The organism is Sphingobium sp. JS3065 (assembly GCF_026427355.1).
Classification (GTDB): domain Bacteria; phylum Pseudomonadota; class Alphaproteobacteria; order Sphingomonadales; family Sphingomonadaceae; genus Sphingobium.
The window spans coordinates 780,114-792,429 of the sequence record NZ_CP102664.1 but is presented as its reverse complement, the minus strand read 5'-3'; the positions used below and the strand labels follow the sequence as shown (position 1 = coordinate 792,429).

Here is a 12,316-nt window from a genome sequence, read left to right as displayed (position 1 = left end):
CGCGGCGACGGCCGGTGGTCGACAGAGAGCCAAGCTCTTGAAAATAAATCATTCGAAGAGTGGGCGCGGAAATGCCGAGAGCCGCCGCTATCTCATCGTGCCTCAAACCGGAGCGACGTAAGTCTTTGACTTTTGACCTGTTTTCTTCGGTTGGTTCATGACGTGGTCGACCAACTGGGCGCGGCGGAGTGGCAAGAGGCTGACCAAAGAGGTCAAAATCCCGCTCACCGATAAAAAAATCTGCGCGTGAGAGAGGCGGCGGTAATAGGGCGTCAGCCGCTTTGGACTTTTGCCCCACCCCCCGGCCTCCGCCTTCGCGCCCACTCATCGGCCCGCGCCCTTGGGCGTGAGCGACACCTTGATGCGCGTCATCCGGGCGCGCATGGCCTGAAGCTCGGTAATGATCTGGTCTAGGTCATCGACCGTCACGCTGACCGCCTCACGCACCTTACGGCCGTCAGCGAGCGGCATCGATCGCGCCGGCACTGGCTGGCCTGCAAAGTCACCCAGCACAGCGTCACGATAGAAGACCGTGTTCGACTTCGAGTGGCGATGGCCGTTCAGCTCCATGAACCGCCGAACCTCACGCGGCGAGCTTGTCGGCAAGTCTCGCTTGTCGGCCCACGCTTCATAGGCCTCCTTCAGCTGCTCAGCACCAAGGCGCGTCCCCGGCTGATACCGGACATGGTCGCGGTAGAAGTTGGGAAACGTGTCCGACGGCGCTCCAGTGGTCAGCAGCAGGCCTTCAAACTGAAACTCAGGTTCTTTTTGGGAGCTTTTCATTCTTCTTCCCTTCAATGGGAGGGATAAATGGGAGGATAAAAGTAAGGTTTTCTGCGGTTCTCAGAGGCAGTTGGGAGCATGGGAGCCAGAAAGTCAGAAAGTTATGTGCGCGCGCACGCGTATGCGCACGCGCGTGCGCGCCTACGTGCGCGGACTTTCATGGATTTGGCTCCCGCACGCTCCCATCCTCCCGCAGCCCCGTATTTCCGGGGTTCCCAGCCTCTTCCATCCTCCCACGCGCAGCGGCGGCGCGGGAGACCGGGAGGGAGATCAGCCTTCCATTTGGAAAGACGCCTTCCCGGCGGGGGCAAGGGGGCGGGATTGTAGGCACAATTTTGAGCCCACAATCAGCGCTGAAAGCCGACTTGATTGAGAGAATCGGTGAACCGATTTTATGGCGGCAGAGCGCCTTTTGTAGGTTAGCCATCAGCCCCGCAACCCCGCAGAACAGCGTGGGTCGGGTTGGCAGGGTTATCCAACGTAAGTTCTTGATTACAAGAGGTTCAGGTAGCCCTCTTGGGTGCGCCAAAATCTCCTTGTAAAATCGGTATGTTAATGGGGCCAACTCCCCTGTCGCCAGTCTCGCTCACCCCGAAAACCGCTTGACCATCCTTGCGGTCAGATCGGCTATCAGTTCGGAGCGCAACGGCATGACCTGCTCGTCCGTGCGGCATACGATGACCGTATCGCAGGTCGCGATGGCGCGGCCATTTTGGAACATCGCCTGAAAGATCGTCCAGCTCGTGCCGCCAAGGCGGCCGAAACCCGACGCGATATGGACTGGATCAGGGAAATTGCCTTCGCCCAGATAGTTTATCTCCAGCGCGGCGACCATCGTCCGCTCATTCGATGGCCGGTTCGTCAATGCGCGCACCTCCCGATTCAACAGGACGCGACCGCTTTCGAACAGCGCTGCAAAGGCGACATTGTTGATATGGCCATTGATATCCAGGTCCTGGAACCGCGTCTGAAAATCCCCGCGCACAGGGTAAATGGCGGCGTCGAGCCGCCAGCTTTCCGGTTTGGGCATAATCAGCGCGCTCCCATATGGCCGTTGTTCCGCCGCGCGTGCCAATCGGCAATCGCGGTGCGGACATTGTCGACGTGGCGCCGCGCGATCTCCTCCGCCGGACCCGCGTCATTCTTCATGATGGCGGCCGCCATATCGGCATAGTCGCGGTGCCGCACCTTCTGGAGGTCGGGCGCCGAATATTGGACGTGGATGATATGCATGCCCACGGACGGAAAGAGGCGGCGCAACTCGCGATTGTCGCCGATCCGCAGCAGCACGCGGTAGAATTGACGCCCTCGATACCGTCGCCGCCGAAATCGCCGCTGCCGGTGGCACGTGCCGGGCGGTCGCCCTCGACATCGCCTCCGCCGACAGCATCGATGCGGCCGCGTAGGAGATCGAGGCGACTGACATTCTCATCAACAATGCGGGCATCGTGCGCGACGCATCCTTCCTCGATCATCGCGAGAGCGACTGGGACGATGTCTTCGACACCAATGTGAAGGGCATGTTCCGGGCGACGCAGGTGGCGGCACGCGGGATGAAGCGCCGAGAAGGCGGGTCGATCGTCAATATCGCGTCGATCACCGGGCTGAGGCAGGCGGGCGGCATCGCCTCCTACGCGGTATCCAAGGCTGCGGTCATCCAACGCCGCGCTTGAGCTTGCCCGCTTCGGCATCCGCGTCAACGCGCTGGCGCCCGGCTATATCGGCACCGACCTCAACGCCGGCTTCTTCCAGAATGACGCCGGACAGGCCATGATCAAGCGCATTCCCCAGCGCCGCCTTGGAAATTTGAGCGATCTCGACGGACCGCTCCTCCTCCTCGCCTCCGATGCCGCCTCCTATATGACCGGTTCGGTCATCGAGGTCGACGGCGGCCACCTCCTCAGCAGCTTGTGAGTCCAACGACATGGCGAGAAAACTTTACGATACAGCCGGTGACGCCCTTTCGGGCCTGCTCTTTGACGGGATGACCATCTCCGCCGGGGGTTTTGGCCTCTGTGGCATTCCGGAAACGTTGTTCCACGAGATCCGCCGAAGCGGCGTCAAGGATCTCACCGTCATTGATTTCGGCCTGGGCCTGCTGCTCCAGAACCGGCAGGTGCGCAAGATGATCTCCTCCTATGTCGGAGAAAACAAGGAGTTCGAGCGCCAGTATCTGACCGGCGCTCTCGAACTTGAATTCAATCCGCAGGGCACGCTTGCCGAGCGGCTCCGCGCCGGTGGTGCGGGGATTGCCGGTTTTTGCACGCGAACGGGCGTCGGAACGATCGTGGCCGACGGCAAGGAAGAAAAAATCTTCAACGGCGAACGCTATATCCTGGAGACCGGGCTGACGGCCGATCTTGCCATCGTCAGGCCTGGCGCGGCGACGAGAAGGGCAATCTCGTCTATCGCAAGACAGCGCGCAACTTCAACCCGATGGTGGCGACATCCAGCCGTATCACGGTCGCCGAGGTCGAGGAACTGCTTCCCGCGGGCGCGATCGATCCCGACCATGTCCACACGCCCGGCATTTTCGTGCAACGGCTGATACCTGCCGAACGGAACGAGAAGCGCATCGAGAAGCGCATCGTGCGCAAGGAGGTTTGACATGCCCTGGACCCGGAACGACATGGCCGCCCGCGCGGCGCGCGAACTGCGCGACGGCTTCTACGTCAATCTTGGCATCGGCATTCCTACGCTGGTCGCCGACAATATACCCGCCGGCATGGACGTGACGCTCCACTCGGAAAACGGCATGCTGGGCCTTGGCCCCTATCCCGATGCCGCGCACGTCGACGCCGATATCATCAACGCCGGCAAGGAGACCATCACCGAGCTTGCGGGCACGAGCTATGTGTCTTCCGACGACAGTTTCGGCATGATCCGCGGCGGTCATATCGACCTTTCGGTCCTCACCGCGATGGAGGTCGCGGAAAATGGCGACATCGCCAACTGGATGGTTCCGGGAAAAATGGTGAAGGGCATGGGCGGCGCGATAGATCTCGTCGCGGGCGTCCGGCGCATCATCGTGGTCATGGATCATGTCGCGCGCGACGGAACGCCGAAATTCCGCAAGAGCTGCACCATGCCCTTGACCGGGTCGGGAGTCGTCGACATGTTGATAACCGATCTTGCCGTCTTTTCGCGTGAGAACCGGAGCAGCGGCTTCCGCCTGATCGAATGCGCGCCCGGCGTCGATCCCGATCAGGTCCGCGCCCTCACCGAAGCGGATTACACGATATAAGCCTTCGGTGCATGAACCGGCCGTCTGCCATGGGAACAGCGATGCCGGGGCGATAGCCCCGGATCGCGCCCATAGCTTCGACCGGCCATGATCCGGTCAGTTTCGCCGGATCACCAGGTTCCGGATTTCGCTCATATCCTCGATCGCGAAGCGCACGCCTTCCCGACCCAGTCCGCTGTCCTTGACCCCGCCATAGGGCATGTTGTCGACGCGGTAGCTCGACACGTCGTTGACGACGATGCCGCCGACGTCGAGATGATCCCATGCGTCGAGCACCTTGTGGATGTCTCGCGTGAACAGGCCCGCCTGAAGCCCGAACTTGCTGTCGTTGACCTCGGCGAGCGCAGCCGCCCAGTCGGTGAATTTCGAAAGAATGACCACCGGGCCGAAAGCTTCCTCGCGCACCAGGTCGGTGTTGCCGGGAACGTCTTCCAGCAAGGCGGCTTCGAGCATATTGCCCTCGCACCCGCCGCCTGCGAGCAAGGTCGCGCCTGCGGCAACCGCATCGTCGATCCAGCCTTTCAGCCGCTGGGCCTCGCTGACCGAGATCATGGGCCCGATGAACGTGTCGCGAAGCTTGGGATCGCCCGATTTCAGCGCCTTGACCTTCACGGTGAGCATGTCGCGGAACGTGTCGTAAATATCCTCGTGGATGATCACGCGCTGCACATGGATGCAGCTTTGTCCCGATTGATAATAGCCGCCAAAGATAATCCGCGCGAGCGCATGGTCGAGGTCAGCGTCCTTGTCGACGACGACCGCCGCATTGCCGCCGAGTTCGAGCACGACCTTCTTCTTGCCTGCCCGCGCCTTCAAATCCCAGCCGACAGCCGGTGAACCCGTGAAGCTGAGCAGCTTCAGCCGGTCGTCGGTGGTGAACAGGTCGGCGCCCGCACGCGATGCAGGCAGAATGCTGAACGCGCCCTCAGGCAGGATATCGCACTCCGCGAGCACCTCTCCCATGATGATCGCGCCCAGGGGGGTGAGCGACGCGGGCTTCATCACGAAGGGGCACCCGATGGCGATGGCCGGGGCGATCTTGTGCGCCGCGAGGTTGAGGGGGAAGTTGAATGGCGAGATGAAGCTGCATGGGCCGATCGGCACGCGCTTCCACATCCCCATATAGCCCTTGGCGCGGGCTGAAATGTCGAGCGGCTGTATCTCGCCATAGTTGCGCACGGTTTCTTCGGCGGCGATGCGGAAGGTGTCGATCAACCGGCTGACCTCCCCCTCGCTGTCGGCGATCGGCTTGCCTGCCTCGACGCACAAAGCATAGGCGAGTTCGTCGAAGCGCTCCTGAAAGCGCGTGACGCAATGGGTGAGCACGTCGCGCCTTTCGAAGCTCGCCAGCCGCGCCATCGGCTCGGCGGCGCGCACCGCGCCCGCGATGGCCTCTGCAATGATGTCCACGGTCGCAAGCGCGGTGCGAAAAGCGACCTCGCCGGTGAACTTGTCGGTCACCGCCAGGTCGGCATTCGGCTGCACCGCTCTGTTGTTGAGATAGAGCGGATAGACGTCTTTGAGTTTCACCACGGCCGTTCTCCCATATCCCCGGCAAAAGCCGGCGGCCCCGGCTGCATGCCCCCGGACATTGCCGGGCTGCGCGCCGGATTGCATTCATCCTATTGCGGCTGGAGAGCCCGCGCGATCCGACTGAGATAGAAGACGCGCTCGAATGTGGCGTCGAACGCGACGGGGATCGTCTGGTCGGGCGATCTGAACCATCGGCCATCCTTCGCCTGCACGTCGCAGATCCATGCCGTCATGCGCGCCGAAGCATCCCTGAATCGCGTATCGCCGGTCAACAGGAATATCTCCGCGCAGCCCCAGGCGATCTTGCCGTTGGAGGTCGACGCAAATATTCCGGGATGACAGCCGTTCACGAACGCCAGCAGCTTGTCCGCCGCATCGATCCATTTGCGTTCGCCCGTCAGCCGATACATCTGGGCCATGAGCGCGAGCGAATACCCAAGATACCAGTAGATCTGCCCGCCTTCCGCCCGCTGGATCGTCCACGCCTTTCCATCCTCATCGGCGGCCGGTTTTATGAATCCGCCCTCAGCCGACCACCGAAAATAAAAGGCCTTTTCGTGTTCAGGCTGATCTTCGACAAGCGCGCGAACCAGTTCGGCCTCCTTCATGACCTCATCGCTCTTCCCCGCCGCGAGAAGCGCCGTCAGGGCGCAGCAGGTCAAGCCGATATCGATAGTCGGTCCCGATCCGTCGGCCAGAACGGCGCCCGTGATCTTGCAAAGCTGCCCGCGGATCGCGTTCACCGCCGGAACCGACATGTCATAGCGCCCGGCAAGATGCGCCCCCCAGGTCAGCCACGAATCCCGGTAGATCGGGCCGACCGCTGCAGCCGGATATTGTTCGCCGCCGAACAGGCCGTCCTTGTAGAAGTACCGTTTGATCTTATGCGCAACGCGCTCCGCCTCCAGATAGCGGCCGGCAACTGTGAATGTCAGGAGGGACTTGTAATAGCCGAACAAAACGTTCTCGCTGCCTTCAAGCTCGCCCTTCTCCGATACGCGGCCGACAAGCCATCCCAGGCCGAGCGATATTGCTTTTTCGCAACGCTGAACGATCTCTGCCAAGTGAACCTCTCCGGGATTTGGAATGCGTGATGGGAGCGGCCTTACGCCGCCGCCTGGCGAATAAGATCGGCCCCCTTCTCCCCGATCATCAGGGCAGCCGCGTTGCTATTCGGGGACGGCATGGTCGGCATGATCGAGGCATCGACAATCCGAAGCCCCTCGATCCCCCTGACACGCAACTGATCATCAACCACCGCCAGATCGTCATGTCCCATCTTGCAAGTGCCGATCGGATGATAGGACGTCTGGCCGCTTTGCCTTATATATTCCCTTATCTCCTCATCGGACGAAACCGATGCCCCCGGGCGCAATTCCGCCACGACTAATTCCGAAAGCGCATCCTGCGACGCTATCGTTCGGGCCATTTTGCTATCCAATTGGGAAACTGGTGGAGAGGATGGCTGCTGGACAGGCCAGGTAGGATGGCGTGACAAGGCGGATGCTTAATCCGGCTCGCCGCCCGCGCTTCGAGCCCAATGTCGCTCCGAAGGCAAAGGGTGGAGGTTCCCATCCTCCCGGATGCGCCATTTTCCAATGGCTGTCAGAACGGTCGTCCTTCCAATCCAAGCAGATATTGCTTGGCTTTCAACCCACCGGCGAACCCCGTCAGCGCCCCGTTGGCGCCCACGACGCGGTGGCAGGGGGCGATGATCGAAATCGGATTGCGCCCATTCGCGGCCCCGACGGCCCGGCAGGCGGAAGGCTTTCCGATCTGGCGCGCAATATCCGCATAGCTGCGCGTTTCGCCGAAAGGGATGGTCAGCAGGGCCGCCCAGACGTTTTTCTGGAAATCCGTGCCCTTGAAATCGAGCGGCAGGTCGAACACCTGCCGGTATCCGGCGAAATATTCGCCTAGCTGCCGCCCGGCCGCATCCAGCAAGGGGTGATCGCCGCTCTCGACCCGCGGCTCCAGGCGAACGCGCCTGGGGTCGTCCTTTTCCCACAGGACCGCCGCCAGCCCCGCTTCACTCGCCACCAGTGTCAGTTCACCGACGGGAGAGGCCATCGTCCGATATATGTAATTCATGCCCCATCCTTTCCACCAGATGACGGCGTCAGCATAGAGCATGACAACAAGGCCGCCTTCCCGGTCCTTGCGGTCAAGGATTATCGCAGGCCGCCGCCCATGGCGCGATACAGTTCGACCATGTTCGTCGCCTGCGTAAGTCGCGTCGCGACCAGGCTTCGCTCCGCGCCGTAGAGCGTACGTTGCGCATCCAGCGTGGTCAGGAAGGCGTCCACGCCTGCCTTGAACCGCGCTTCGGACAGGCGATAGCCGACCCGCGCCGAATCCCGCAAGGATGTCTGAGCCTCCACCTGCGCCGTCATCGTGCCGCGACGGGCCAGGGCATCGGCCACCTCGCGAAAGCCGGTCTGCACGCTCTTTTCATAGGTCGCGACCATGGCGTCGTAGGTCGCCCGCGCATAACGCAGGTTGCCCTGGTTGCGCCCGAAATCGAAGATCGGCAGGCTGGCCGATGGGGCAACGGACCAATAATCGCTGCCCGACTTGAACAGGTTGGAAAGGCCCAGGCTGATCGTCCCGAATGCGGCCGTCAGCGATATATTGGGAAAGAAAGCCGCCCGTGCCGCGCCGATATTGGCATTGGCGGCCGCCAATTGATGCTCAGCCGCCATGATGTCGGGGCGGCGCAGCAAAGCCGCGGAGGGCAGGTCGGACGGTAGATTGGCCAGCGTCACATCCCCCTCCGGCATTGCCGTCGGCAGGTCTTCGGCGGGCACGGTCCCCCCTGCCAGCAGGTTCAGCGCATTCTGGTCCTGCGCCACCAGGGTCGTCGCCTGGGCGATGTCGGATCGCGCCTGGTCATGGCTGGTCTGCGCCTGCCGCACTTCCAGTTCCGACGCGATCCCCTTCGCAAAGCGCGCCCTGGTGAGGTTCAGCGTCTGGCCAAAGGCCTGTTCCAGATCGCGCGCGATCTTCAACCGCTCCTGATCCGCCGCCATGCTGAGCCAGGCATTGGCCACCTCCGCGATAAGCGCGGTCTGCGCGGCGTTGCGGTTCTCGACCGAGGCGAAATATTGCTCCTGCGCCGCCTTGGTCAGGTTGCGCACCCGCCCGAACAGGTCGATTTCCCAGGCCGACACGCCGACCGAAGCGGTGTAGATGTCCGTGCGCCCCGACACGCCCTGCTGGGCGAAGGGCTGATCCTGATAGGTCGCGCCGCCATTGGCGCCAAGTGTTGGAAAGATATCCGCTCGCCGAACCTTATATTGCGCCCGCGCCTGCTCGACATTGGCGAGCGCCACGCGAAGGTCGCGATTGTTGGCGAGGGACGTTTCGATCACCCGGACGAGGCGGGGATCGACGAAGAAATCCTTCCAGCCAGTGTCGGCCGGAACGATCGCCTGCCCGTCGCCCACGGCATAGGCCGGCCCTTGCGGGCTGGATTCCGGCACGGGCAGCGCGGGTCGCACATATTTGGGCGCCATGTCGCAGGCCGCAAGCGTCAACGCGAGAGCAGCGGCCGGGAAGAGCTTGATCCTGTCCATCCTCATGCCTCCTGGGGCGCCAGCGGAGCGCTCCCCTCATGCCCACCTTCATCCCGACCATGATATTCGCGGAACAACCGCTTCACCACGGTGAAGAAGACCGGCACGAAGAAGATGGCGAGTACCGTCGCAGCCAGCATGCCGCCGACCACGGCCGTGCCGATGGCGTTCTGACCGCCCGCACCCGCCCCCTTCGCCACCGCAAGCGGCAGCACGCCGAAGATGAAGGCGAAGCTGGTCATCAGGATCGGGCGCAGACGCAGCTTGCCCGCCTCCAACGCCGCCTGCGCAGGCGGCAGGCCTGCCCGCATCTTTTCCTCGGCGAATTCCACGATCAGGATCGCATTCTTGGCCGACACGCCGATCGTCGTGATCAGGCCGACCTGAAGGTAGATGTCGTTGTTGAGTCCAGCCAGCATCGCCGCCAGCACCGCGCCGAACACGCCCAACGGAACCACCAGCATGACCGCGATCGGCACCGACCAGCTTTCATACAGCGCGGCCAGGCACAGGAAGACGATCAGCATCGACAGCGCATAGAGTGCCGGCGCCTGCCCGCCAGAGGTCTTTTCCTCATAGGAAATGCCGTTCCATTCATATCCGACGCCCGCGGGCAGCTTGGCGGCCATTTCCTCCATCGCCTCCATCGCCTTGCCGGTCGAAACGCCCGGCGCGGGCGCGCCCATGATCTGCATCGACGGCACGCCGTTGAAGCGCTCCAGCTTGGCCGGACCATATATCCATTCGGTGGTCGCGAAGGAGGATATCGGCGCCATCGCGCCACCGCTGCCCCGCACATGCAGCGCGCCAATTGAATCAGGCGCGGTGCGGAAGGGCGCATCGGCCTGCACATAGACGCGCTTCACCCGGTCACGATCGATGAAGTCGTTGATATAGCTGCTGCCCATCGCAGTGCTGATCGTGTCGTTGACGTCGGACTGGGCAATGCCCAGCGCGCCCGCCGCCGCCTGATCCACGTTCAGCTTGATCTGCGGCGTATCTTCCAGGCCATTGGGCCGCACCTGCGCCAGCCGCTTGTCGGCCATAGCCATGCCCAGCAACTGGTTGCGCGCCTCCACCATCTTGTCATGGCCCAGATTGCCCCGGTCCACGAGCTGGAAGTCGAAACCGGTCGCATTGCCCAATTCCTGGACGGCGGGCGGCACGAAGGCGATCGCCATACCGGCGGAAATCTTGCGGAAGGCGCCATTGGCGCGGAGCGCGATGGCCGATACATTATTGTCCCTGCCCTTGCGTTTGGACCAGTCCTTCATCCGGACGAAGACGATGCCGACATTCTGCCCCTGCCCCACGAAACCGAAACCCGCAATGGTGAAGACGGCCGCGACATTCTTCTTTTCATCGATCATATAATGATCGCGCACCCTGGCCAGGGTCCGTTCCGTTTCCTCCAGCGTCGATCCGGTCGGCAGGGACACCTGGTTGATGATGACCCCCTGATCCTCGTCGGGCAGAAAACCGCCCGGCAGGCGCAGGAAGACCAGACCCATGCCGATCACGATCAGCCCATAGACCAGCATCGTTCGGCCCCAGCGGCGCTCGACCTTTTCCACCGACCTGCCATAACGGACGACGCTGCGGTCGAAGGTCCGGTTGAACCAATCGAAGAAACGGCCGAAGCGCGAACCGAAAAAGCCGGTCCAGATATGGCTGTGCCCCCTTGGCCGCAATATCGTCGCGCAAAGCGCGGGCGTCAAAATCAACGCCACCAGCACCGACAGCACCATCGCGGAAACGATGGTGATGGAAAATTGGCGGAAGATCACGCCGGTCGACCCGCCGAAGAACGCCATGGGCAGAAACACCGCCGAAAGCACCAGGCCGATGCCGATCAGCGCGCCGCTGATTTCATCCATCGACTTTTTCGCGGCTTCCTTCGGACTGAGTCCTTCCTCCTGGATGATGCGCTCGACATTTTCGACCACGACGATGGCGTCGTCCACCAGCAGGCCGATCGCCAGCACCATGCCGAACAGGGTCAGCGTGTTGATGGTGAAGCCTGCCACATAGAGGACGGCGAACGACCCCAGCAGCACCACCGGCACCGCGATAGTCGGGATCAACGTGGCGCGCCAGTTTTGCAGGAACACGAACATCACCACGAAGACAAGCAGTATCGCCTCGAACAGGGTGCTGATGACCTGTTCCACCGACAGCTTCACGAAGGTCGAATTGTCGACCGGGAAATCATATTTGACCCAAGGCGGAAAGGATTTGGACAGTTCGGCGACCTGGCTCTTGACGCCTTCGACGGTATCCAGCGCATTGGCGCCGGGTGCCAGCCTGATGGCGAAACCGGCGGCGGGGTGGCCGTTGAACTTCGCCGCAAAGCTGTAGGTCTCCGCGCCCATCTCGACCCTGGCGACATCCGACAGATGGACGACGGACCCATTGCCATTGTCACGCAATCTGATCTGGCGGAACTCTTCGGGCGTCTTCAACCGCGACTGCGCCGTCACCGTCGCGTTCAACGCCTGTCCCCTGGGCGAGGGCGTACCACCGATCTGCCCCGCCGAAACCTGCGCATTCTGCGCCCGGATGGCCGATTTCACGTCCCCCGTGGCGATGCCCAGATTGGCCATCTTATAGGGGTCGAGCCAGATGCGCATCGCATATTGCGCGCCGAGTAACTGGGTGTCGCCCACGCCGTCGACGCGGCTGATCGGATCCTGGAGCGTGGAGGCGACGAAGTCGCCCGCATCCAGTTGATCGTGAATGCCGTCTTCGGAATAGACGGCCATGACCATCAGGAAAGTGGAGGACGACTTGGTGACGCGCAGGCCCTGCTGCTGCACTTCCTGCGGCAGGAGCGGAGTCGCCTGCGCCAGCTTGTTCTGCACCTGCACCTGCGCGATGTCGGCGTCCGTGCCCTGTTCGAAAGTCAGGGTGATGGTCAGGTTGCCGGCGGAATCGCTGCTCGATGCAAAATAACGGAGATGATCGATGCCCTTGAGCTGTTGTTCGATGATCTGCGTTGTCGTGCTTTCCAGCGTTTCGGCGTTAGCGCCGGGATAGCTGGTGGTCACCACCACTGCGGGCGGCGCGATTTGGGGAAACTGGGCGACGGCCAGCGACCGCAGCGCCAGCACACCGGCCAGCATGATGACGATGGCGATGACCCATGCGAAGATGGGCCTGTCGATGAAATAACGGGCCATGG

10 protein-coding genes and 2 pseudogenes are annotated in these 12,316 nt (G+C 62.3%); 3 read left to right on the top strand and 9 right to left on the bottom strand.

Going from position 1 to position 12,316, the window contains the following annotated elements; translation table 11 throughout:
* Positions 1-324: 324 nt before the first annotated feature.
* The 3 genes from NUH86_RS03880 to NUH86_RS03870 all read right to left on the bottom strand — a co-directional run bounded on the left by NUH86_RS03880 (position 325) and on the right by NUH86_RS03870 (position 2,073).
* Complete coding sequence (locus NUH86_RS03880) at positions 325-783, bottom strand: hypothetical protein (RefSeq protein ID WP_267251369.1); 459 nt, start codon at positions 781-783, stop codon at positions 325-327.
* 586 nt (positions 784-1,369) lie between these two features.
* The gene (locus NUH86_RS03875; protein ID WP_267251368.1) at positions 1,370-1,813 is read right to left on the bottom strand and encodes an acyl-CoA thioesterase; all 444 of its coding nucleotides are present in this window, start codon (positions 1,811-1,813) and stop codon (positions 1,370-1,372) included.
* Between the two features lie 2 nt (positions 1,814-1,815).
* Entirely contained in the window at positions 1,816-2,073 is a 258-nt protein-coding gene (locus NUH86_RS03870) for a hypothetical protein (protein ID WP_267251367.1), read from the bottom strand.
* A gap of 158 nt (positions 2,074-2,231) precedes the next feature.
* On the opposite strand from NUH86_RS03870, the pseudogene NUH86_RS03865 reads away from it, so the two are divergent.
* The 3 genes and pseudogenes from NUH86_RS03865 to NUH86_RS03855 all read left to right on the top strand — a co-directional run bounded on the left by NUH86_RS03865 (position 2,232) and on the right by NUH86_RS03855 (position 4,027).
* Positions 2,232-2,697: pseudogene (locus NUH86_RS03865) on the top strand (SDR family NAD(P)-dependent oxidoreductase).
* 10 nt (positions 2,698-2,707) lie between these two features.
* Positions 2,708-3,390 (top strand): annotated as a pseudogene (locus NUH86_RS03860) (CoA transferase subunit A).
* Between the two features lies 1 nt (position 3,391).
* Positions 3,392-4,027: a 3-oxoacid CoA-transferase subunit B gene (locus NUH86_RS03855; RefSeq protein ID WP_267251366.1), complete on the top strand. Its 636-nt coding sequence runs from the start codon at positions 3,392-3,394 to the stop codon at positions 4,025-4,027.
* A gap of 96 nt (positions 4,028-4,123) precedes the next feature.
* Here the strand turns inward: NUH86_RS03855 and NUH86_RS03850 are convergent, their stop codons facing one another.
* From NUH86_RS03850 to NUH86_RS03825, 6 genes are all read right to left on the bottom strand, one after another.
* A complete protein-coding gene (locus tag NUH86_RS03850; protein ID WP_267252027.1) occupies positions 4,124-5,557 on the bottom strand; it encodes an aldehyde dehydrogenase family protein in 1,434 nt (477 codons plus the stop codon).
* Positions 5,558-5,649: 92 nt separating this feature from the next.
* Entirely contained in the window at positions 5,650-6,624 is a 975-nt protein-coding gene (locus tag NUH86_RS03845; protein WP_267251365.1) for an apramycin biosynthesis protein, read from the bottom strand.
* 41 nt (positions 6,625-6,665) lie between these two features.
* The gene (locus NUH86_RS03840; RefSeq protein WP_267251364.1) at positions 6,666-6,989 is read right to left on the bottom strand and encodes a GMC oxidoreductase; all 324 of its coding nucleotides are present in this window, start codon (positions 6,987-6,989) and stop codon (positions 6,666-6,668) included.
* 176 nt (positions 6,990-7,165) lie between these two features.
* Positions 7,166-7,651 (bottom strand): methylated-DNA--[protein]-cysteine S-methyltransferase, encoded by a 486-nt coding sequence (locus NUH86_RS03835; RefSeq protein ID WP_267251363.1) that lies wholly within the window; start codon positions 7,649-7,651, stop codon positions 7,166-7,168.
* Between the two features lie 80 nt (positions 7,652-7,731).
* Entirely contained in the window at positions 7,732-9,135 is a 1,404-nt protein-coding gene (locus tag NUH86_RS03830; protein ID WP_267251362.1) for an efflux transporter outer membrane subunit, read from the bottom strand.
* Between the two features lie 2 nt (positions 9,136-9,137).
* Positions 9,138-12,314 carry an efflux RND transporter permease subunit gene (locus NUH86_RS03825; protein WP_267251361.1) on the bottom strand — a complete coding sequence of 1,059 codons (3,177 nt, stop codon included), beginning with the start codon at positions 12,312-12,314 and terminating at the stop codon, positions 9,138-9,140.
* Positions 12,315-12,316 lie beyond the last annotated feature (2 nt).